The following is a 22815-nucleotide window of genomic DNA, read 5'->3' on the forward strand; positions in this document are numbered from 1 at the left end:
TTCATGCCGGAAGTAATCTGCTGGGGCATAGTGGTGACAAGGGACAATCCGGACATTTGGGATTGCGGGCAGCACAGATTCTTCGTCCGTGCCAAATGAGCCAATGATGGGCTTGAATCCATTGGGAACGGGGAATAGTGTCTCTCAACTGCTTCTCGATCAGATCAGGATTGGTCCCTGAGGCCAGCCCCAACCGGTTGGAGACTCGTAAAACGTGAGTGTCTACGGCCATGGCGGGGATATGAAAAGCATTGCTGAGTACCACATTGGCTGTTTTTCTTCCCACACCGGGAAGCTGGGTCAGAGCCTCCATGGAGCCGGGGACTTCTCCCCCATAGCTCTCAACCAGGATTCGGCAAGTGGCTAAAATATTTTTGGCTTTATTATGATAGAGCCCCAGTTCTTTGATGGCCTTTTCCATTTCCTCTAAAGACAGGGTTAAGAACTGTTCAGGAGTTTTGTAATCCCTGAACAGTCTTTCCGTAACTTGATTTACTTTTTTATCCGTAGCCTGAGCGCTCAGCATCGTGGCAATCAGCAGCTCAAACGGGGTGGAGAAATTGAGTTCACAATGGGCCTCGGGATAAGTCGCCGCTAAGATGCTGAGAATGGAGTTTACGTTGCTCATGTTAGCCTCCTATAGATAGTTGATGATCAAGAGATTGTTTGTGATCAAAAGATAGTTTGCGATCAAGATTAGATCGTGAAGAAAGGAAACAGTGGGATGCAGTACATTAGATTTTCATATGAGGATAGAATTTGCTTTGGTCAGCTTCAAGGGGAATTCATTGCTCTTTTTGACCGCTCTTATTTGGAAGCAGGCTGCAAAAAAACAGGTCGGATACTTCAGGCAGATCAGGTTCGCTTGCTGGCGCCTGTTGAGCCGACCAAGATCGTGTGTATTGGCTTGAATTATGCCAAACATATTGAAGAACTGGGCCATGATTTTCATGATGACCCTGTCATCTTTCTGAAGCCCGTCACTTCCTTAGTGGGGCCGGAGGATGAGATTATCCTGCCGGCGATGAGTCAGCAGGTTGATTATGAGGCAGAGCTTGTGGTAGTTATAGGTAAAACAGCTAAGGACCTTGCTGAAGATCAGGCTGAAGACTATATTTTCGGCTTCACCTGCGGCAATGATGTCACAGCCAGGGATCTGCAAAAGAAAGATGGGCAATGGACCCGCAGTAAGGGTTTTGATACCTTTTGCCCCATTGGGCCCTGGATCGTCAGAGACCTGGACTATAGAAATGTGAAGATTCGTTCAGTGTTGAATGGGGAGGTAAAACAGTCTTCCCAAACCAGCCATTTAATTCATTCTGTTCCTAAATTGGTAAGCTATATTTCCCAGATTATGACCTTAAACCCTGGGGACTTGATCATGACTGGGACTCCCGAAGGGGTAGGGCCCATGAAAACCGGTGATGGAATTGCCGTTGAAATCGAAGGCATTGGCCGGCTGCACAACCTTGTCCGTTAGGAACGCCATGTACTGGGTTTATATTCTTCACTGTGCCGATAATACACTCTATACCGGATCGACGCCAAGGCTGGAACGCCGAATTCAAGAACATAATCAAGGCAGCGGGGCGAAATACACCCGGGGGCGGCTGCCTGCACTCCTAAGACAGGCCTGGATTGTGGAGAACCGGAGCCAGGCTCTGCGGCTGGAAGCTTTTATAAAAAAGTTAACACGCAAGGAAAAGGAATACTTAATCGACGACCCCCAAGACCTTCTGCGCCTGGCTAAAGAGAAGGGCTATGACTTCGTCATAAAGATCGGGGATAAAAGCGATTGAACCGCTTTAGTAGATCCCGCCGCCAATAAACTCCCGCAAGATAGAATTAAAGGGGACTTTGGCTATATCCAGGATTTCAAAGTGGTAAAGCACTCTTAAGAGATGGGAGGCGGTGGCGTAATAGGGATGATCTTTAGGAATGCTGATTAAAAGCGGTTCAGCATAAGCCTTAAGAGCGTTTAATTCATAGAGCAGGCTGGAATTGAACATAACGTCTGCTTCCTCTTGATAGGGAAATATATTGTTGTTTTCCCCCCGCCGCACGCTGGACCATTGATTGAGGGTTTTTTCCGGGTTGATGCCACGATATTTGTCATCACGAACCAGGCGGCGAATCAGGCGTACATCCGTTGTGGAGATACGATTATGAGTATCGATATTGGGTTGAAAAAGAGCGCTGATATAGATTTTGAAGAGATGGGAGCGCTCCAGGGAAGGCAAAAGCCGGGGGTTGAGGGCATGAATACCCTCCATGACCAATATTTCATCAGGCTCTAATTTCATGCGTATACCCTCGGGTTGACGACGGCCTGCCACAAAATCGAAAATAGGGCACTCAATCTCCTCGCCATGGATTAAGGCCTTGACATGCTGGTTCAGCAAGGGGAGATCGAGAGCCTCGAGAGCTTCAAAGTCATATTGTCCATACTCATCAAGAGGCGTGTGTTCCCGATCGCAGAAATAATTATCCAACGACAAAGCAATAGGGCGGATGCCATTAACCTGAAGCTGTGTGGACAGACGTTGGGCAAAGGTGGTTTTCCCGGAGGAAGAGGGACCGGAAATGAGAATAATGCGGAGGTTCCTTCGCTGTTCGAGAATGCGATCAGCGATTAAGGAAATTTTTTTCTCATGCAAGGCTTCGGCTAAAGAGATTAATTCTGTGGTCTTGCCTTTCCGGATATTAAGGTTAATAGAACCCACCTTATCCAAATGGAGGTTTTCCACCCAACGCTGGGACTCCAGGAAAGTAGCGGCTAATTTTTCCGGTGGTACAAAATTGGGCAGCTCGCAGGGATGCTCAGGATTGGAAAAGAGCAAAATAAAGCCGGGATGATAGAAGATGAGGGTAAAAGGATAATAGGTATCTGCCGGATGCATAGCGGGATAAAGAGACTTGACGAAGATATGATTGACCTTCGTGTGAAAGAAGCCATCTTCTTCCGCACAGGACATGATCTTCGGCTTAGACTCCAACCAGTGATGGAGTTTTTCCTCGATTTGCGCTACTTCCCGAGGCGAAAGAGGTGAGTTCTCTAACTCGCAATAAATACCATCCAAAATGGAGTATTGAATCTTTATTTCCTCCTGAGGAAAAAGCTCCTCCACAATCCTAATCAAGCCAAAAATAAGGGTCTGACGATATTGACGATGGGTCGTTTCCATGACGCTCATTGGGGCACCTCTTTTCTTTAGAGTCTGTCTTAAGGTTAATTCTACAGAGGAATCCTTCCTTCCTGTTACTTTTGAGAATGATTTTAAAAAGATATGGTATACTGGAGAAGGAAAAATATCCATCTCTGGCGAATACAATTCGGATAATGTCTTGGGGAGTGAATGCATGTTGTACGAAAGCACGAGAGGGAATTTCCCTGATCAAACTGGAAAAGAAGCGATTGCCTTGGGCATGGTTCCGGTAGGGGGGTTATTTGTTCCGAAAGAACTTCCGCAAATCCACTGGGAGGAAGTTCGCGGCATTTCCTATCCAGAACTGGCCCAATTGATTTTTAAACGCTATCTACCCGATTTTCCGGAGGAGAAATGTGTTGAGACTTCAAAAATATACACGGATGGAGTTTTCGATTCGGATAATCCGGCTCCCCTGGTGAATGTGGGAGATATGGGAATACTGGAGCTATGGCATGGTCCTACTGCCGCCTTCAAAGATATGGCCTTGCAGGCTTTGCCCCATCTTTTGGGAGAAAGCATGCAGGTTCTCACTCACACCGACAAGGTGCTGATTTTGGTCGCTACGTCAGGAGATACGGGAAAGGCCGCCCTGGAGGGATTTAAAAATGTTGAGGGTACAGAGATCATGGTCTTTTATCCTGAACATGGAGTGAGCACTGTTCAGGAGCAGCAAATGACCACAACTGATGGGGTCAACACTAAAGTAGTTCCCGTCGTCGGTAATTTCGATCAGTGTCAGTCCGCTGTGAAAGAGATTTTTGGCAATCCTGACTTAAGAGAAAAATTTAAAGAACAGGGCATTGCCTTTTCTTCGGCAAACTCTATTAACTGGGGAAGGCTTTTGCCGCAAATCATCTATTACTATTGGGCTTATTTACAAGGGGTGGAATCGCAACGAATTCGTCCCGGAGAAAAAATGAATGTGGTGGTACCCACAGGGAACTTCGGCAACATTCTTGCCGCTTATTATGCCAAGGAAATGGGATTGCCTATTCATCAACTCATTTGTGCCTCCAATGAGAATAATGTGCTGACAGATTTCTTCAGCCAAGGAGTGTATAACCGCAAGCGTCCTTTTTTCGTGACCTCTTCTCCTTCGATGGATATTTTAATATCCAGTAATTTTGAGCGCTTCCTTTACGAAGTTTCCGGGAGGGATGGGTCAAAGGTAGGAAAGTGGTATGACGACCTGCAGGCCCTTGGCGAATTTACTGTGGATTCGGATACTTTAGCCAAGGCCAGGAAAGCAGTCATTGCCGGATGGGCCGGTGAGGCGGATGTGCTGGCGGTCATACAATCCGTATATAAAGAGCATGCCTATGTTCTGGATCCCCATACAGCCGTAGCGGTGAAAGTATATCAAGATTATCTTCGGGAATCAGGAGACAACACCTTTACCATGATCGCCTCAACAGCCAGTCCCTTTAAATTTGCCAAAACCGTCTTAGAGGGCATTGATGCAGATGCCTTAGAAGATGATGAATCGGCGAATTTGCGGAAGCTGAGGGAGATTACCGGCTGGAGCATACCCAAAGGTCTCCAGGGGTTAGAGGATAAAGAGACTTTCGGTTTGGAGCCGGTACAACCTGAGGAGATTCCGGAACTCATCCAGAAGGTTTATATACCCAATAGATAGGCTATTGCACAGATAGGATACATCCGACTGCTTGTTGGCATTTTCGGGGTTTATCACCAGATAAGCCCTTTTTACTTTCTCTATGAAGAAAAAGTTTTCAGAAAAAAGGAGATAACCTGTTCATGCCGAACAATGAGATTTGGCAGAGGAGAAAAATCTTGACAAGGGAGAAAGTGGTGATAGCATGGGTTCAATTCTACAGTTTGTTTTAATCATCATTGCTATTAATATAACTTATGTGACCTTAACGACCATCCGCTTTATTTTAATGATTAAAGGTATGCGGGTCTATGCTTCGCTGTTGTCTGTGCTGGAAGTCTTCATCTATATCATGGGACTTTCCATTATCCTGGACAACCTTGACAGCTATTGGAATATTGCGGCTTATTGCTGTGGTTATGGCGTGGGGGTCTATCTCGGCAGCCGAATCGAAGAACGGTTGGCTCTCGGCTATATTATGGCACAGGTCATCGTGGAATGCGAATATCAGGGGCTGGCAGGGGAACTGAGGGACGCCGGCTTTGGGGTGACGAGCTGGCTGGGGGAAGGAAAAACCGGGCCGCGTATGGTCATGATGGTGTTGGCCAAGCGCAACCGCCAGAAAGAGCTGTTAAACAGGATCGACAGCCTGTGCTCAAATGCCTTTGTCATTTTTGAGGAACCGAAGAATTTCCGCGGGGGATTCTGGGCGAAGAAGGTTCTGCATTAACCGGGCTATTCCTTGGCCGAAAGCTTTGCCTTAGGATAGGAGCCTAGTAGTTTAGTGCTGACTCCTTTGTCTTTGAGTGCCCATAAAGCCTCCTGGATCGATGGGGAGAAGACATACCCATCAATATCCACAAAGAACACATACTCTCCCAGCTTTTTCTTGGAAGGGCGGGATTCAATGCGGCTTAAGTTAATATTGCGCAGGGCAAATTCCTGAAGGGCATGGGCTAAGGCGCCGGGGGTATCTCCGGTAATGATTAAAAGGGATGTTTTATCCTCTTCATTCATTTCGGCAAGATGATGCCCTACGAAAATAAAACGGGTGGCATTGAGCATGGAGTCCTGAATTTTTTCCGATTTACAGTGTAAATTATAGATTTCGGCGGCACGCCGGGGTCCGATAGCAGCCCAAGGCTGATCGGGATTCTGGGCTATTTTCGTAACTGCTTCAGCAGTGCTGGGAGAAGAGTGTTGTTCTGCCTGAGCCAGATGAGTTTCCAGAAAATCACGGCACTGCCCCAAGGCCTGCTCATGGGAATAGACCTGTTTTATTTGCGCTAAATGAAGGGGCTGAGCGGTGATCAGGCATTGATCCACGGGGAATATAAATTCTCTCATAATATACAGACTTTCCGTCTGGCCCAACATATCCATGGTTACTCCCACCTGGCCTTCGGTGGAATTTTCCAGAGGGACAAAGGCCCCTTCGATCTCCAGGTTTTGGCAGGCTATTAATAGTTTGGGAATCGTCGTAAAGGGAATAAGGTTCAGCGGCGGTTCCAATAAATCGGATTGAGTCGTTAAAAAGAGTTGAAGCGCTTCTTCAGAAAAGCTGCCTTTCGGTCCTAAATAGCCAATGTTCATCATCTTATCCTCCTCGTCTTGCTCTCATTGTAAATAAAAAAAGACTTACCTCACCCCCAAATAAGGGACGAGTTAAGTCACGCGGTACCACCCTTTTTGCTGTATGTACAACAGCCACTCACATGATCCTGGAATGAATCAAGGCTCTTAACGGAAGCGGCCGGCATTCCCTACTTTGAGTTCAGGAATGCAACTCCAGAGTGAATCTCTGTTACCAGCAACCACTAAAGCTTTCAGTCTCCGACTTTAGTTCCCTGAAGGTCTGGGCTAACAGATGCTCTCTTTCATCGTTGTTCGTTGATTTGGAAATTCGATTTTAACAATTATATCAAGAACTGGTGCAATTGAAAAGCAAAACTTAGTAAATTCTTGATTTTTAGATATTTGTACACTTTAAACTTGCAGAAACCTTACAAGCAAGTTAAAATAATGTTTGGAAGGTTGGGGAACCTTCCTGGGAGATAAGGTGGACGAGGTGGCAGAAACAGGCAGTGGAACGTACGCTGCCTGTTTCACTTTTTATAGGGCATTAATTTTGCTAAATTTTCCCCATCCTGTGTATAATAAGCATTAGGGTAAGTCAATAAGGAGGGAATGCTTATGGAACAAGCTAAACTAAAAACACGTTCAGAAATCCCTGAGCAATATAAATGGCATCTTGAGGATATTTTCCCCAGTGATCAAGCTTGGGAAGAGGAATTTCTTAAAGCCGAAAAGCTTTTGGAACGAGCTGAATCATTCCAGGGGCATTTGGGGGATAGTGCCGAGGCTTTGTTAACCTGCTTTGACTGGATGGATGAAGTGGGGCAAAGTGTAGGTGAAATCTACACCTATGCACGGATGCGCCGGGATGAAGACAACCGGAATGCTCATTATCAGGCTTTGACGGATCGGGCCGGTGCTCTTTCTGTCCGGGTGGGGAGTGCTTTAGCTTTTGTAGTTCCGGAAATTCTCGCTTTGCCGGAAGGAAGGCTCCAGGAATTTCGCCAAGCGAATGAAAAAATGGCCCTTTATGACCACGCCTTAGAAGATATTTTGCGTAAACGTGAACATGTACTAAGCTCTCAAGAGGAAAAGTTATTGGCTGAAATGGGCGAGATAGCTGAAGGTCCCAGCACCATTTTTGGCATGGCCAATAATGCCGATCTTAAATTTCCCAGTATTAAGAATGAGCAGGATGAGGAAGTAGAGCTCACCAAAGGAAACTATATTCAGTTCATGGAAAGCGAAAACCGAAGGGTGCGGCAAGAGGCTTTTGAAACCCTTTATGGCACCTACCAAAAACAAATTAATACCTGGGCAGCCATCCTGAACTCCAATATTAAAGGGGATGTTTTTTTTGCCAGGGCCAGGCGTTACCCTTCGGCTATTGAGGCTTCCTTACATGATGATAAAGTTCCTTTAGGAGTCTATGATGCCTTGATCGATACCGTCCGTGAGTTTTTACCGGAAATGCATCGTTATGTCAAGCTGAGAAAGAAGGCCTTGGGGCTGGACGAACTACATATGTATGATATTTATGTTCCCATTGTCTCAGAGGTCAAGATGACGATTCCTTATCAGGAAGCCGTGGCGATGTGCCGGGAGGGGCTTAAACCTTTAGGCTCCGACTATGGCAAGGTTTTGGAAGAAGGAGTCACTTCCCACTGGATTGATGTCTATGAAAACCAGGGCAAAACCAGCGGTGCCTATTCCTGGGGGACCTACCGTTCCCATCCTTATGTGCTGCTCAATCATCAGGATACTTTAGATTCGATGTTTACGATTGCTCATGAGATGGGGCATTCCCTCCATACCTATTTTTCCAACCGCACTCAGCCTCATATCTATGCCGGTTACAAGATCTTTGTGGCTGAAGTGGCTTCTACCCTCAATGAAGCTTTGGTGATGGACCACTTGCTCAAAACCACGGAAGATCCCAAATTATTGGCCTATTTGCTGAATCATTATCTGGAGCAGTTCAGGGGCACTGTTTTCCGTCAGACCATGTTTGCGGAATTTGAAAAGAAAACCCATGCTCTGGTGGAACAAGGGGAGGCCCTCACTGCGGAATTGTTATCCAGCACTTATCTTAAGCTCAATGAGGACTACTACGGACCGGATGTGGTGATGGACCCGCAAATTGCTATTGAATGGGCCAGAATCCCTCATTTTTACAATGCTTTCTACGTTTACAAATACGCTACAGGGTTCTCGGCAGCCACAGCTTTAGCGAGGAAAATTCTCGACGAAGGGGAACCGGCAGTGGAGCGTTACCTTAGATTCCTATCCAGCGGCAGCTCCGACTATCCGATTGAATTGCTGCGTGAAGCCGGTGTGGATATGGAGACGCCGGTGCCGGTAAGGGAGGCGCTGCAGGTCTTTACGAGCCTATTGGATCGGTTGGAGGGGTTGCTTTAAGCTGAGCCTCCAAGGTAGGGGTTCTCGAGGATTCTCCGGAGTCATCCGGAATTCTCCAGGATTTTGATTTACACTGGTCGCTCCATAAGCTGCGCGGACAAAACTAACGCGAAAAGCCCCCCGCTCCGAAAGGTGCCCCGCCAAATCGCTCCTGCTCAATGGCGGGTTGGAAACGTCCTGTTTCCAACCTTTCTCCGCAGCGTGCTTTTTGCGAAGTTTTGTTTCCGCTCGCTTAAATTCGCTTCCCTTGTGTAAATCAAAATCCTTGGGCCGTTTTTCGGGTCTGGTGAGCAGAGTGTTGTAGGAAATGCGGAGTAAGTGGCCCTTCTCTAGCTGCCTTTTCCGTCTTTACCGACGCCGCTATAGCGGCAGGGTCGGCGATCAAGCAAGGCTCTGAAGAAGGGATGAGATGATCCCCGGAAGTGCCTTGCAAAGAACGTCAGGCCTCGGGCTTCCCAAACCTCCGGACTCCAAGGGAAAGCTAAAAGTCCCCGCAAGCAGTAGCTTTGCGCACAAAAGCGAAACGGATTTAGCGGAGGGGCGGTCAGGTCAACGAGGCTTTCTTAACGTAGCGCAGCCACGGTTCACATCAGGTATTACCCTGAGGTTTGGCGTAGCTGTTAAGAAAGCGAGTTGACCAGCCCTGGAGCTATGGAGTGAGCGTTGTGCGTAAAGCTACGCGACCCGGGCGACCCGGACAAATCGGACAGATCAGACAAACAAGCACCGCTTTTATACCTCTGCCGATGCCGCCCCATAAGCACAAACACCCGCCCCAAAATCTATGCTATAAAAGAACTCAGCCTTACACGCTGATTCTCAGAAAGAAAGGAAGAAAAGATCATGAGTGACGCCTGCGGCTCCTGCCCATCGGCAAGTTCCTGTACTACGGGAAGCTGCCCTTCTACACAACCGGAGAAAACCAAAGCCCAACAAGCCAGCAATATCAAAAATGTCATCGCGGTCATGAGCGGCAAAGGGGGCGTGGGGAAATCCTCCGTTACCTCCATGCTGGCGGTGAGTTTAATGCGCCAAGGCTTTAAAGTGGGTATTTTAGACGCGGATATAACCGGACCCAGCATTCCGAGAATTTTCGGACTGAGGGATAAGGCCAATATGAATGAGGTAGGGGTTATTCCTGGTGAAACCTCTCATAGAATTAAAGTGATGTCCCTCAATCTCATGATTCCTAACGAAGACGATCCGGTGATCTGGCGTGGTTCCATCATTACCCAGCTGGTACAGCAGTTCTGGACAGATGTCGTTTGGGGAGAGCTGGATTATCTGCTCATCGATTTGCCGCCAGGAACGGGAGATGTCCCCATTACTGTCATGCAATCCTTGCCCGTATCCGGTGTGGTCATCGTAACCAGCCCTCAGCAGCTGGCGGGGATGATTGTTCGCAAGGCCATCAATATGGTCAAGAAATACGATGCAACGATATATGGCTTGGTGGAAAATATGGCCTATGTTGCCTGCCCTCAGTGTGAGGAGCGGATTGAGATTTTCGGAAAACCCCATGGGGAAGCAGAAGCTGCTCAAAATGAGATTCCCTATCTTGGTCAATTACCCATTGATCCGGTCTTGGCCACCATGTCGGATCTAGGCAAGATAGAGGATTATGAATCCGCTGGCTTTACGCAAATTGCCAAGAATTTGGCTGAAGTTATACAGGAAAAGCAAAAGTAAAAGCAGAAAAAAGAAAAGGTAAAATTAAAATTGAAAGAGGGGGTGACCTGGCTTAGCCAGGATAATATGGAATCAACGATTCGGGACATCGGATTGGCACCGCAAGGACAATTAAAAATCGATTGGGTGCAGGCCCATATGCCGGTTCTCAACACCTTAAGAGAAGAGTTTGAGAAAACCCAGCCTTTTCAAGGCAAGAAAGTGACCATTTGCCTGCATTTAGAAGCCAAGACAGCTTATCTGGCGAAAGTGGTTCAAGCGGGCGGAGCTGAAGTTACTGTGGCGGCCAGCAACCCTTTATCCACCCAGGATGATGTGGTGGCTGCTTTGGTAGCCGGCGGTGTCCATGCCCATGCCTGGTATGGTGCTACCGATGAAGAGTACCATCAGCATCTGCACAAGGCTTTGGATTTTGAGCCGGATTATATTATTGATGATGGGGGAGATTTGGTATCCACCCTGCACAAGGAGCGCCGGGAGCTGTTGCCTAAGGTCCTGGGAGGTGCTGAAGAGACCACGACAGGCATCCTCAGACTGCGCGCCATGGAGAAAAACGGTGAATTGGCCTTCCCCATGATGGCGGTCAATGATGCCGAGATGAAATACCTTTTTGACAATCGCTATGGCACAGGCCAATCGGTCTGGGATGGGATCATGCGCACCACGAATCTGGTGGTGGCCGGCAAGACGGTTTGCGTAGTGGGCTATGGCTGGTGTGGTAAAGGTGTGGCTTTACGGGCCAAAGGCTTAGGTGCCCGGGTGATTATCTGTGAAGTCAATCCGATTAAAGCCAATGAAGCTTGGATGGATGGCTTCGAAGTGATGCCCATGTTGGCTGCCGCTCCCTTAGGCGATTTCTTCGTCACAGTAACGGGAAATAAGAATGTTATCTCAGGTGAGCACTTCCAAGTCATGAAGGATGGAGCAATCCTCGCCAATGCCGGTCACTTCGATGTGGAGGTCAATAAAGTCCAGTTGGCGGCCATGGCCCAAAGTTGTCGTGAGGTTCGCCGCAATATTGAAGAATATCTGCTTCAGGATGGGCGGAAGATCTACCTCCTGGCAGAAGGACGCTTAGTCAATTTGGCGGCAGGAGACGGTCATCCCGCCGAAGTTATGGACATGACCTTTGCTTTGCAAGCCTTGGCCTTGCATTATCTTGCTACAGTAAAAACCCCCCTGGAGCCTAAAGTTTACTCCGTCCCCACGGAAATGGATATGCGAGTGGCCGAGTTAAAATTAAAAACCTTAGGTTTAAGCATCGATCAATTGTCTGAGGAACAAAAAAGCTACCTCGCCAGTTGGCAGCATAGTTAAGAAGAGCCTTTTAAAACAATTCAATATTCAGGTCCTGATGACAACAGTCATGAGGACCTTTTTGTTGTTTAAAAACATTGTAAAAGAGTGAAAAATAGCTTTTGTTCTATTCTGTTATAGTATACAATAGAAACAATACATTGTATTAGCATCAGATAAGTCTTGGGTGATTGTAGGGGGGATAGATATGCCGATGTTTCTCGTTCGTTCCTTGAGTCAGGATATCATCGGAGAGAGCAAAGGGCTGCGACAGGCCGTTGAGGGATGTCGAAAAGCTGCTAAAGAAAATGCCCCGGTTATGTTTCAGGGTGAGGTCAGCACGGGTAAACTACTTTTAGCCGGCTTTCTGCATAAAGAGAGTAAACACTCCCGGCAGCCCTTGCTTGTGGTGGATTGCATTAAGGACGAGGACATGATTCACGAACTACTTGCTCCCGGTTTTGAGTGCAAGCAACTGGACCGTTATGAGGGAGGCAGTATCTATTTTCGTGAAGTGGCAACCCTCAGCCTTGGCAAACAGAATCAGCTCTATAAAGCTCTTGAAAAAATAGAAAAGAGAAAAATCAGAGCATTTCTGAGTTCATCCCAAAATATTCATTTAATGAGAATGGAAAAGGCCTTTGATCCCGATCTCTATGATTATGCCAGTCAATGGGAGATTGCTGTTCCCCCCCTACGGCAAAGAAAAGAAGATATCCTTCCCCTAGTCCGGCATTATATCGGAGTATTTAATTTGAAATTAAGAAAGTCTATCCAGGGGCTGACTCCACAAGCAGAAGAAATTCTTTTAGCTTATCGGTGGCCGGGGAATGTGGATGAACTAAAGCAAATTATCAACAGAGCCATGCACCTGTCCAACGAATCCCATATCTCCCAGCGTCATCTTAGCGACAATTTGGGAATATCCAAAGAAGATGGCTTCAGCCACGGGGTAATGCCTTTGGAGCGAATGGAGGAAATCCTTTTACGAAGTGCTTTGGAGCGCTATGGATTTACACTGGAAGGCAAGAAAAGAGCGGCAAGAGCTCTTAACATTTCCTTAGCAACACTGTACAATAAGCTTAAGCGGTATAATCTTAATCCATAACCAACCATACCAAGGTTGCGTAAGGAGGATACAGGGTGAAACAGACCTTTCCGACCCACAAGGGGGAGCTTATTGTTGAAGGGCCGGTTACGGCAGAGAGCTTAAGTCAATTGAGTTTTGACGATGATTTGAGGGCATTCCGCCCTCCGAAGCGCCAAAAAGAAGCCTTGATTGAAATCAGTGAAATTCCTGATGGCCGCATCATTATTGCCCGAATCGAGAATGATATTATGGGCTATGTGACCTTTCATCCCCCGGATTGTTTTGAGCGGTGGGCTAAAGGCCCTCCGGAGCTTTTGGAATTAGGGGCCATCGAGGTTTCCCCAAAAGTCCGGGGACTTGGGGTGGGGAAAAAACTGCTGCAAGTCGCTTTTTCTGATCCAGCTATGGAGAATCATGTCGTCATAGCTACAGAGTATTATTGGCACTGGGACTTGGAAAGGACGGGGCTGCGGGTTTGGGAGTACCGTGAAGTGATGGATCGTCTTATGTCAAGCGCAGGTTTGCACATAAGGGAGACGGATGATGAGGAGATATGTTCCCATCCGGCCAATATGCTTACGGTACGCTATGGTAAAAACCTTTCCCAAAGCAGTATCGATCATTTTGAAAAGATTTTGTTCGCAAATTCCGATCGGAGGGATTGCCTTGCCGGAAACGAATCAAGACCCTCTAAGCCAGGTAATTAACGCTGTGCAGGGAATTTATGGCCGTAAAGATCAGGCTCATGATCTGGAACATGCTCTCCGGGTCAGAGCATGGGGCAAGCAGATTGGGATACAGGAGGGTGCCGATCTATTGATTGTGGAGCTGGCAGCTATTCTTCATGATATTGGCCGCTCCGGAACCCTATCGAAAACCCATGCTGAGAGCGGTGCGGCCTTGGCCGGTGGCATCCTGCATAAATGCGGATACCCGGAAGACACTATTGAAGCTGTTAAAGCAGCTGTCCTTTCCCACTCACGGGAAGGCTATGAACCGGAAACGTTGGAAGCAAAGATTCTTTATGATGCCGATAAATTGGATTTTGTAGGTCCTATGGGGATTGCCAGGCTTTTTGTCTGGTTGGGGAAAGAAGGAAAACCTTTTTTTGGGCCGGATTCCTGTGAATCCTTTTACCGTGAAAGGATTCGTCACTACCATGAGCATATCCACACCCAAACCGCACGGGCGCTTTTTGAACCGCTCTTTTTGTATTCTGAGAATTTTTGGTCTGAGTTGGAGAAAATGAGGCTTAAAAAAGGCTAAGCTGGTTAAACTATGGATATATCTTTTTTGAGGAAAGGAAGTATATCCATTGCGCTGGTTGGGACGTATTTTAATCATCTTCATTTTACTTATGGCAGCTAAAGGCTTGTTTGCTCCGGAACAGCCTCAAGCCTATATTTCCGCACCGCGAACTCAGGTTTTATTGGAGGAAATCCACTGGCGGTCTGTTCAGATTCAACAAGCGGCACGGGATTTGCCCGGAAGTATCGAAGTGATGCTGCGAAAAATCTTTTCTGACGGAAAACCCGCATCTGAAGCCAAATCAGTTTGATAAACACCATTGATTTTGCCGGTATTGTTTTAATAAGCCAAAAAGAGAGCGCAAAGCTCTCTTTTTTGAATTTGTTGCTTTTTTTCATTCATTATCAAAGGCAATCGAGAATATGAATAGGCAAAGGTCGTTTTAAAAATTGTTCGTTTCGGTGTACAATAAGCGATGTAATCTTCTTTGAACTAGGGTGCGCTATTCTAGTGCGTAAAATGACTGTCGAAGGCGGGCCTAAGAATCCGCTAAGGGCATACCGATGAAGTTCCTGGTGGTGGCTTTCGACGCCCAGTCGAGGGTTGCTGCTGGGAGTTAAGGATGAGGGGGATCTGCAATGGCATGCGGGCGATACCCTCTTCCGTGGAGGCCTAAGTTCGTGGCTGCTTTTGGTTACGGCTTGGGGTATGAACCTGCATTAGGAAGGAACTTAGTGCAGTGTAGCCTGCCTTGAGGTGGAGAAGTTGGGAGGGCTGAAGGAACTTTAAGTTCATTGGCCGATGAGCTTAAGTTTGCCTGAAATTCTTTTCTGCAAAAGAGGCTAGACCGTCACGGAGCGTGAAGGAAAACTTCTAGAGCGAAAACCAACGAGGATTAAAGTGCGTTCTTAGTGGCGATCAAGTGCTGGAAATGGTGACATTCTGGGCTGAGGGAAAAGGGAAACCGCCTGTCAGGAAACTGCAGGAGCTCAGTGGGAAAACCTACTTGACCTATGGCGCAATATTTATTCGTTGGTGTCCTAAGGTTCAAAGAGCAGCACCTCTCGTGAGAGAGGTGTTTTTACTTTTATCTTACTTTCTTTAGGCACAGAAAGCCAATGAGTGAATAGTCTGATATTAATAGAATAAATTTCCAAAATATATCACTTTTATAATTAATTGTGTGAAGGATTAAAGGCATTTTTCGCGAATACTACAATGCATAAGAAATGTGGGCTGAATCCGGACCGTGTGTCTGGAACGGGGGATAATCTTTTGGGGTGAATCGCAGTCATGCGTAGGGCTTGCACCTTTTTGCCCGAATCCGTCAACTAACCTCGTAAGCGACGAAAGGTGGAAAATTCATGGACTCTTCCTCTAAAAGGGGATGGGTGGCCAGTGTGGTGTTATCCGGCACCTTATTGGTAAGCAGCCTCCCGGGCATCTATGGGCCTGGAAGTGCCGCAGTACCTGTGACAAGCTCCGAATCTATTCTCTTAAGGAACGCTTCATTGTTTCAGACTCAGCAGGCTCAAACTCAAACTGTTGCCGATACGGTACTCTCCCCTGAGGTTCAAGCAGAAAAAAAGGATGTGATCCGGCAACCTGAAGCAGCAGCAATGGCCTTAGCTTACGCTTCGGTATCTGTAGCTGCCGATACGGATAGTCAGAGGGAATCACAGCAATTTACAGAAGAGGCTCAGGAAGATATCGTGTCTACCCCTGAAGAAACGATGGCAGCGATGGACATCGAAAAGCTTTCCCAAGAGCGGGCTTTGCGACAAGCTGCGGCTGCTCCTGTTCAGGAGATCTCCCGTGGCGGTAGTTCCAAAGTCGAAGAAATCAGCGACAATGCCCAAAAGCTGATCGGTACCCCCTATGTGTTTGGCGGGACGACTACGAATGGCTTTGATTGCTCCGGTTTTACTCAATATGTATTTAAAGGTTCAGGAATTGACTTGCCCCGAACCTCATATGCCCAATATGGAATAGGAACAGCAGTCAGCAAAGACGAGCTTCAGATCGGTGATTTGGTCTTCTTCGCCACTTACGATAGCGGAGCGTCCCACGTGGGAATCTATATAGGAGAAGAGAACTTTATTCATGCCGCCAGAAGCGGTATTAAGATCACCGGCTTATCGGACAGTTATTATGCTGGTCGTTACCTTGGGGCCAGGAGAGTTTTCTAATTCATAGGCTTGTCAATAGGGACAAAGGAACATAATGGGGAATATACTGAAGGAGTATCGCCTCATTGCTTTTTTAAAGCAGTGAGTGATACTCCTTTTTAGCTCTCCCAGCTCTGTTTCCGTCTGCTAAATTAGGCTATGACCATCTTTTCGGATCGGAAGCAAATTACCAACCGGTTGGTAATTTGGCTTTAATCGTCAATAAGGCAGCCAGGGCACCGGCAGATAGCTCTTGCATTCCCCGCCGGGCTCCGCCAATGTCCGGTTGTGGATATAGAGGTCCGTCTTGGCACATTGTTTCATCCGCTTATAATAGCATTGGCGGCAGAGTTCAACACGGTAATTAAGAATCATGGTTTTCCTCCTTATGAGAGTTGAAATGTTGATAGACCGCCGCAGCTGCCGGGGCAGGAAGGCCGGATTGCTGCAGTTCCTCAAGGGTGGCCTGGCGGATACTATCTATGGATTTAAAAAACTTAAGGAGCTGTTGTCTGCGCTTGGGACCGACCCCTGCTATGCCGTCCAATTCAGAAAGGGTCATGCTTTTAGCCCTTTGCTGTCTATGAAAGGTAATAGCGAAGCGATGGACCTCGTTTTGAATCCGTTCCAGCAAGCGAAAACCGGCGGAACGGCGATCCAAGGAGTGAATGCGGTCCATAGCGTCGATTAACGCCGAAGTCTGGTGCTTGTCGTTTTTGACCATGCCGGCAACAGGAATCGCAGCGTTTAAGCTGTGGAGAGCAGCCAGGGCGGCATGGATCTGTCCCTTGCCTCCATCCACCAGGATCAGATCCGGGAGCGGCAGGTTTTCTTGCTGGAGTCGGGCATAACGGCGCTCAATCACCTGGTGCATGGAGGCCGTATCATCCATATTCGGCATGGGTTGAATCTTGAATTTGCGATACTGACTACGATTAGGTTTGCCATCAAGAAACTGAATCATTCCTGCTACACTATGGGTACCGGCAATATTGGAAATATCAAAGGACTCGATGGTACGGAGGGAAGGGATGCCTAAGGCGTTGCCGATTTCCGCCAAAGCTTGGGTGCATTCCGTCAAGTTCCGTATTTCGATGGAAATCTGTTCGTGTAAAGTGGTTTGAGCATTTTCCATGGCCATTTGCACCAGATCCCGCTTTTGACCTTTTTGCGGCACGACCATGGGGAAGAGCTTTGTTAACACACTGATATCCAGGGGAGGGAGGAGGATTTCTTGAGGAAGAGCAGAACTCTCTGTGTAGAACTGAGCCAGAAAAGAGACAAAAGCTTCTTCCGGTTCCTCGTAATAAGGGAAAATGAAATTATCCCGGGAGAGCAGTTTGCCCTGGCGCAAATAAAAGATCTGAATACAAAGTTGATCTTGAGTATAGGCATAGCCCACCACATCCCGATCGACGAAGTCGTTTAAGGTGATGTTCTGCTTTTCCCCAACTTTTTTGAGATCCTCCATCAGGTCCCGGTATTCTTTGGCTCTTTCGAATTCCAGATTTTCCGAGGCCTCTTTCATTTTTTTCTCCAGGGCTTTAAGAATGGCTCCCTGGTCTCCTTTAAGGAAAGCGGCCGCTTCTTTACGGATTTTGTCATAGGCTTCTTTGGGGACGTCTACCTGACAGGGGCCTAAGCATTGCCCAAGATGGTAATAGAGACAGGGTTTGTTGGGGATCTGCCGGCATTTGCGAAAAGGGAAGAGGCGGTTGAGCAGTCGGGCCGCTTCTTTAGCCGCTGTAGCATTAGGGTAGGGACCATAGTATTTTCCCGCCCCTTTTTTGACTTGTCGTGTTACGAGAATCCGCGGATGTGCTTCATCGGTAATGGTTATAAAAGGATAAGTTTTATCATCCCGCAATAAAATATTATATTTGGGGTTATGTTTTTTAATCAGATTGCACTCTAGGAGTAATGCCTCTACCTCGGAATCGGTAATTATCGTTTCAAAATCCGCAATCAGGCTGATCATCAGCTGGGTTTTGCCATTATGGGATCCCGTAAAGTAGGAGCGGACTCTGTTTTTGAGAACCTTCGCTTTTCCTACATAGATAATTTGGCCGGATGCATCTTTCATCAGATAGACACCCGGTTTATCCGGCAGTAAGCTAAGTTTTTCCCGAAGTATCTCCATATTGAACACCTCGGTATTATTCTAGTCGGAGATGGCCGGTAATGCAAGCTAACTTTAATGACCCATCCCCCTCGGGGACAAACATATCGGACCTTGTTCGTTCGTATAATTAGTAGTGATAAGGTCATGGATAAGAAAAGGAGGGGTACATATGCCGAATTCTTGGGGGCGGCCTCCGCGGAATGAACTATGGCAGGATATACAGGCTTTGGCCTTTTGGGTACTCATTATTGGCGTAGGAGCGTTTATTCTTTTTCCCAATTTTTTCAGTGATGTTTATTCACGCCTTACCGATCCCGTGAGCAAATTGGCGGATACAACCGTCGGAACCTATGATCCCGGTTATGACGGATATGTTGCGGATGATCCCTATTCCATAGATCCTTACACGAATACAACCTCCAACTATCTCTATTCGGCGGGGAATACCTATGGTTCTTCGCCCACATCCCTTTATCTCGGCAATGAGGTCGCCACCGGCTATTGGGTGCTTTTTGTGGCAGATGGAGATTTTAAACAGTTTTCTGTGACCAGCGAGGGGTATGCTTTTCTTTTGCGCTTAATTGAACGTGATCAAACAGGAGAAGGAAAAAATACGCTCATTTTAGCTGCCAACGGTCAGATCCGGAAGTTTACCGTAACCAATGAAATCTACCAGATCGTTACCAATATGGCAGCTATTGAGACACGGGCGAAAGCAGGATGAGAGCCTGGCGACGCCATAGGGTGGATTATTTAAAGGGTGGCTTAACTAAAGAGGAGCTTTGCGCCGGCGGCAAAGAACAATAACCCAAGGAGTTGCCAAGGATTCCAGGCGAGACGTTCGGCGCCGAAAAGCCCCAGATGATCGATGATGAGTGCGGCTCCTACCTGGCCGATGATGATCGCTGTGGTCGCATTGCATACGCCAATCTTGGGAATGCTTAGGGCGACCAAGCCGACAATCACTACACTAAGAACTCCGCCAAGATAAAGATACCAGGGAATAGATAACCAATTATACTCTAAGAGGGGGACTCTGGCGACCATTACGGCAATCAGTGCAATCACGGTTCCAATGATATGTACAACCAAAGTGGCGGCTAAAATCGAAGTTTTTTGATAAAGTTGAGAATTCAAAGTGCCTTGAATGGCCATTGTAATGCCGGAAATAGCGGCGATAACGGCCGGTAGCGATAAAAATTTGTTCATGCAAACCTCCAAAATTAAATTTTGATGGAAATGGTCATCTTCACCAAGTTCGACAAGAAGTAGTTCGTATTTCAAACTGATCTGAAGGGGAAAATGAAATTGTAAAGAAAAATGAAAAGAGGTGGCGTCGTGGAAATCGACTATAATTTGGTACAACGGGCCCAGATGCTGCTTACTCTCGATCACCCTCTTTCTCAAGTAAGGGATATTTTACTTAGAGAGGGATATCCTCAAGAACAAGTAATAGAGCTGATCGATGCCACTGAAGAGGTGCTTAACTATTTAATCCCTCCGGAATATGATGAAAACAAAATAGGGATTGATATTTTGCATCCCGGTGAAGCGACAGAGGGAAGAAAGCCCGGAGTCGATATCCTGATCGATAAACATACGGGAAAATTAAGCTTAATCACTCCCCAATATCAAGAAACCTGGAAGGTCGCCAATGAAGTGCGTAAAGCGATTAAAAAACAACAGTCCATAGGCAGATATTATCACTAGATTTCCCTCCAAGGCGGGCCAAAAGCTACGCCTTTTTCTCACTGTCAGCAAGTATAAGTACAACCAGCGGCTTCGCCTCATTTGCAAGCAAGGGTTTAAAGTACGGCGAAGTCGGGTTCTCCTTGTTAGTTAAATGTTATTGTTTTCTGTATCACCTTAAATTATGTTATAATTTTTGTTAAAGATATCTTTTCTGAAAAGGCTCCTTGGGCATCTGTGGCGATGCTTTTATTTGATTGAAATATAATTAAGGATAACCGAGGTTCGACATGGCAAGCTTACATAAGAATAATTCTTTATACCGGGCTTTTCCAGCACTCAGTCATTCCCCGTTTCGGTGGTTTTGGGGTGGACAGATTATTTCGCTTATTGGGACATGGACCCAAAATATCGGCCAGGCCTGGTTGGTCCTGCAGTTGACAAATTCGCCGTTTTTGCTCGGGTTGGTGGCCGCTATGCAGTTTGTACCGACCATGCTGTTCTCTCTGCAAGCCGGAGCTTGGATCGATCACTTGCCGAAACGCAAAGTATTGATTGCCACCCAGACTGTGATGATGATCCTAGCCTTTGCCTTAGCTTTTTTAGTAGGTTCGGATTCCCTTCGCTATTGGATGCTTCTAGTGATGGCCTTCATTCTGGGTGTGACCAACACTGTAGATGTCCCCACCCGCCAATCCTTTATTATTGAATTGGTAGGAAGAGAGCATTTAGCCAATGCCATCGCCCTCAATTCGGCGATCTTTAATGGTGCCCGTTTAGTTGGCCCTGCCATAGCCGGAGTGATTATGGGAATCTGGGGACCCATGTGGTGTTTCTTGATTAATGGCTTGAGCTTTATTGGTGTTCTGGCAATTTTAATTTTTGCTCCTGCCATTCCTCATCAGGAAAAGCTCACTCCTAAAAAAGAAACCTTGAGGAAAGATATCCTCAATGGTTTAAGCTATATAAGAAAAACTCCCTCCATTCTGATCGTCATGATGATGATGGGTTTTTTGAGCACTATCGCCATGAATTTTAATGTACTGGTCCCTGTTCTGGCCAAAATTGATTTGCAGGCAGAGGCCCTGGGCTATGGGCTTCTGATGAGCGCTTTGGGATTGGGCGCTCTGATCGGCGCTTTAACCGTGGCGATCAGAAGTGCGGAAGGACCACAACCTCGTTTGCTTTTGGTGGGAGCTTTTGGATTGGGAATGTTTAATGTGGTTGTAGGATTGCAGAACACCTATTTTTTTAGTGCCTTTTTCTTAGCTTTTCTCGGTTGGTCCATGATTGTTTTTTCAGCTTCAGCCAATTCATTGATCCAGATTACAGTGGACAGTCAATATCGGGGAAGAGTCATGAGTGTTTATAATCTGGTTTTTGGAGGTATGATTCCCATAGGAAGCCTTTACGCCGGGACATTATCCGATTTATGGGGAGCGAGGATTACCTTTATCATCAGTGGAACCATTACCTTACTGTTTATGGGTGGGATAGTTTTTTGGCTAAGGCGTTATCGAAAGGATGAAGGTCATGAGAATAGCAGTTTTGTCTGATACCCATTTAAGGGGTGGTCAGGCCTTGCCGAAGTGGGTATGGGAACAATGTGAGGTCGCCGACCTCATTATTCACGCCGGAGATGTGGGCTATCCAAGCCTCCTGAGCGACTTGGGGCAGATCGCTCCCTTGGAAGCAGTTCAGGGTAATTGTGATGGATGGGAGTTAGCACACTTACCCCATCACAAGATCATCACCTGTGGAGAGATTAGGTTCGGAGTGACCCATGGCGCTTATGGGCCGGGGCGTTCGACTCCCGAGAGGGCTTTGCGGACCTTTGATCAGGATAAAGTGGATCTGATAATTTTTGGACACAGTCATATTCCTTACCAGGAAAAGCAAGGAGAGATCCTCTTGTTTAATCCTGGTTCGCCCACAGATAAAAGAAGGCAGCCTCAGTATTCTATGGGGATGATTTGGATTGAGGGAAAAATTATCAAAGCCCAGCATATTTATTCTTCAGTCAGATGAAATGATGGGCTAAGCCAATGCCTGCAAGTTTCCGATATAATACCTAGGGGGTAATGAAATTCAACGTCGGGAAAGAGTAATTCATTGGGGAGTGGGATAATTCGTGGAACTGCAAGGTCTAGGGTCAATCAATCTACCACTGAAAAATCAAGGTATTCAACCTGGTCAGAGATTTCTTATCGAAGTAATCCATAGAGATCCCAGCGGAAAAGCCCAGATTCGCATCGGAGGACAGGTTATCCCGGCTTTGCTGGAGACCTCTGCTCAGCCTGGAGAGAAGTTTTTGGCAACAGTACAAAGGATCGATGCAAGTGGTATTGTACTTGCACGGGATAAAAGCACTATTGGAGATAAAGCCGCTTTATTAGATCCTCAAGGAATAGAGCGTTTGTATATTGAGTTTGGACAAAACAAAGAGAATTCACTATCGAATTTGTTACGGCAAATCCTCAGTGATGGGAAGGGCACGCCGGTACCCAGCGACGGGAAGGGCACGCCGGTGCCCAGCGATGGGAAGGGCACGCCGGTACCCAGCGACGGGAAGGGTGTACCGGTACCCAGCGACGGGAAGGGTGTACCGGTACCCAGTGATGGAAAGGGTACGCCGGTACCCAGTGATGGCAAGGGTGCGCCGGTGCCCAGCGACGGGAAGGGTGCGCCGGTGCCCA

At 47.1% G+C, this 22815-nt stretch carries 22 protein-coding genes, 1 pseudogene, 1 riboswitch and 1 other annotated feature; of the genes and pseudogenes, 17 read left to right on the plus strand and 6 right to left on the minus strand.

Annotation, left to right across the window (positions count from 1 at the left end):
• Position 1: 1 nt before the first annotated feature.
• Positions 2-628, minus strand: coding sequence for an endonuclease III (gene nth, locus DESLBE_RS01410; RefSeq protein WP_144674908.1), 627 nt, complete (start codon positions 626-628; stop codon positions 2-4).
• Between the two features lie 96 nt (positions 629-724).
• Between nth and DESLBE_RS01415 the strand changes: the two genes are divergently transcribed.
• Positions 725-1480, plus strand: a complete 756-nt coding sequence (locus DESLBE_RS01415) for a fumarylacetoacetate hydrolase family protein (protein WP_144674909.1) — start codon at positions 725-727, stop codon at positions 1478-1480.
• Between the two features lie 7 nt (positions 1481-1487).
• Positions 1488-1799: a GIY-YIG nuclease family protein gene (locus tag DESLBE_RS01420; RefSeq protein WP_051085472.1), complete on the plus strand. Its 312-nt coding sequence runs from the start codon at positions 1488-1490 to the stop codon at positions 1797-1799.
• A gap of 6 nt (positions 1800-1805) precedes the next feature.
• On the opposite strand, the gene DESLBE_RS01425 is transcribed toward DESLBE_RS01420, so the two are convergent.
• Entirely contained in the window at positions 1806-3194 is a 1389-nt protein-coding gene (locus DESLBE_RS01425; protein ID WP_015944354.1) for a nucleoside kinase, read from the minus strand.
• 166 nt (positions 3195-3360) lie between these two features.
• On the opposite strand from DESLBE_RS01425, the gene thrC reads away from it, so the two are divergent.
• Entirely contained in the window at positions 3361-4845 is a 1485-nt protein-coding gene (gene thrC, locus DESLBE_RS01430; protein ID WP_144674910.1) for a threonine synthase, read from the plus strand.
• A gap of 184 nt (positions 4846-5029) precedes the next feature.
• Complete coding sequence (locus tag DESLBE_RS01435; RefSeq protein WP_026183806.1) at positions 5030-5554, plus strand: DUF2179 domain-containing protein; 525 nt, start codon at positions 5030-5032, stop codon at positions 5552-5554.
• Between the two features lie 5 nt (positions 5555-5559).
• Here DESLBE_RS01435 and pheA read toward each other — a convergent pair whose 3' ends face one another.
• A complete protein-coding gene (gene pheA, locus DESLBE_RS01440) occupies positions 5560-6420 on the minus strand; it encodes a prephenate dehydratase (protein WP_005813040.1) in 861 nt (286 codons plus the stop codon).
• Between the two features lie 57 nt (positions 6421-6477).
• Positions 6478-6714, minus strand: a binding site (T-box leader).
• A gap of 303 nt (positions 6715-7017) precedes the next feature.
• On the opposite strand from pheA, the gene pepF reads away from it, so the two are divergent.
• The 8 genes from pepF (at position 7018) to DESLBE_RS01485 (ending at position 16329) form a co-directional block, all read left to right on the plus strand.
• Complete coding sequence (pepF, locus tag DESLBE_RS01445; RefSeq protein ID WP_144674911.1) at positions 7018-8817, plus strand: oligoendopeptidase F; 1800 nt, start codon at positions 7018-7020, stop codon at positions 8815-8817.
• Positions 8818-9660: 843 nt separating this feature from the next.
• On the plus strand, positions 9661-10506 hold the full coding sequence (locus DESLBE_RS01455; RefSeq protein ID WP_011459925.1) for an Mrp/NBP35 family ATP-binding protein: 846 nt from the start codon (positions 9661-9663) through the stop codon (positions 10504-10506).
• A 66-nt stretch (positions 10507-10572) separates the two neighbouring features.
• A complete protein-coding gene (locus DESLBE_RS01460) occupies positions 10573-11823 on the plus strand; it encodes an adenosylhomocysteinase (RefSeq protein ID WP_070104989.1) in 1251 nt (416 codons plus the stop codon).
• Between the two features lie 187 nt (positions 11824-12010).
• On the plus strand, positions 12011-12910 hold the full coding sequence (locus DESLBE_RS01465) for a sigma 54-interacting transcriptional regulator (RefSeq protein ID WP_026183808.1): 900 nt from the start codon (positions 12011-12013) through the stop codon (positions 12908-12910).
• Positions 12911-12945: 35 nt separating this feature from the next.
• Positions 12946-13599 carry a GNAT family N-acetyltransferase gene (locus DESLBE_RS01470; protein ID WP_144674912.1) on the plus strand — a complete coding sequence of 218 codons (654 nt, stop codon included), beginning with the start codon at positions 12946-12948 and terminating at the stop codon, positions 13597-13599.
• Positions 13559-14158, plus strand: coding sequence for an HD domain-containing protein (locus DESLBE_RS01475; protein ID WP_015944349.1), 600 nt, complete (start codon positions 13559-13561; stop codon positions 14156-14158). The genes DESLBE_RS01470 and DESLBE_RS01475 overlap by 41 nt, the downstream gene beginning before the upstream one ends.
• 49 nt (positions 14159-14207) lie before the next feature.
• Positions 14208-14450 (plus strand): hypothetical protein, encoded by a 243-nt coding sequence (locus DESLBE_RS01480; RefSeq protein ID WP_015944348.1) that lies wholly within the window; start codon positions 14208-14210, stop codon positions 14448-14450.
• 914 nt (positions 14451-15364) lie between these two features.
• A riboswitch (cyclic di-AMP (ydaO/yuaA leader) is annotated at positions 15365-15501 on the plus strand.
• Between the two features lie 3 nt (positions 15502-15504).
• Complete coding sequence (locus DESLBE_RS01485) at positions 15505-16329, plus strand: C40 family peptidase (RefSeq protein WP_015944347.1); 825 nt, start codon at positions 15505-15507, stop codon at positions 16327-16329.
• 198 nt (positions 16330-16527) lie between these two features.
• On the opposite strand, the gene DESLBE_RS26435 is transcribed toward DESLBE_RS01485, so the two are convergent.
• Both DESLBE_RS26435 and uvrC read right to left on the minus strand, forming a co-directional pair.
• Positions 16528-16683 carry a hypothetical protein gene (locus tag DESLBE_RS26435; protein WP_005813063.1) on the minus strand — a complete coding sequence of 52 codons (156 nt, stop codon included), beginning with the start codon at positions 16681-16683 and terminating at the stop codon, positions 16528-16530.
• Entirely contained in the window at positions 16673-18448 is a 1776-nt protein-coding gene (gene uvrC, locus DESLBE_RS01490; RefSeq protein ID WP_005813065.1) for an excinuclease ABC subunit UvrC, read from the minus strand. The genes DESLBE_RS26435 and uvrC overlap by 11 nt, the downstream gene beginning before the upstream one ends.
• Positions 18449-18599: 151 nt before the next feature.
• Between uvrC and DESLBE_RS01495 the strand changes: the two genes are divergently transcribed.
• Entirely contained in the window at positions 18600-19154 is a 555-nt protein-coding gene (locus DESLBE_RS01495) for a hypothetical protein (protein WP_005813067.1), read from the plus strand.
• Positions 19155-19195: 41 nt separating this feature from the next.
• Here DESLBE_RS01495 and DESLBE_RS01500 read toward each other — a convergent pair whose 3' ends face one another.
• Complete coding sequence (locus DESLBE_RS01500) at positions 19196-19639, minus strand: DMT family transporter (RefSeq protein WP_011459920.1); 444 nt, start codon at positions 19637-19639, stop codon at positions 19196-19198.
• A gap of 129 nt (positions 19640-19768) precedes the next feature.
• Between DESLBE_RS01500 and DESLBE_RS01505 the strand changes: the two genes are divergently transcribed.
• The 4 genes and pseudogenes from DESLBE_RS01505 to DESLBE_RS26855 form a co-directional block, all read left to right on the plus strand.
• Positions 19769-20140: a hypothetical protein gene (locus DESLBE_RS01505; protein ID WP_015944344.1), complete on the plus strand. Its 372-nt coding sequence runs from the start codon at positions 19769-19771 to the stop codon at positions 20138-20140.
• A 269-nt stretch (positions 20141-20409) separates the two neighbouring features.
• Positions 20410-21675 carry an MFS transporter gene (locus DESLBE_RS01510; protein WP_144674913.1) on the plus strand — a complete coding sequence of 422 codons (1266 nt, stop codon included), beginning with the start codon at positions 20410-20412 and terminating at the stop codon, positions 21673-21675.
• Entirely contained in the window at positions 21644-22147 is a 504-nt protein-coding gene (locus tag DESLBE_RS01515; RefSeq protein WP_144674914.1) for a metallophosphoesterase family protein, read from the plus strand. Before DESLBE_RS01510 ends, DESLBE_RS01515 begins: the two co-directional genes overlap by 32 nt.
• 103 nt (positions 22148-22250) lie before the next feature.
• Positions 22251-22815 (plus strand): annotated as a pseudogene (locus DESLBE_RS26855) (hypothetical protein); the annotation flags it as partial.

The sequence above is a fragment of the Desulfitobacterium sp. LBE genome (genome assembly GCF_007830365.1).
Lineage (GTDB): Bacteria > Bacillota > Desulfitobacteriia > Desulfitobacteriales > Desulfitobacteriaceae > Desulfitobacterium > Desulfitobacterium hafniense.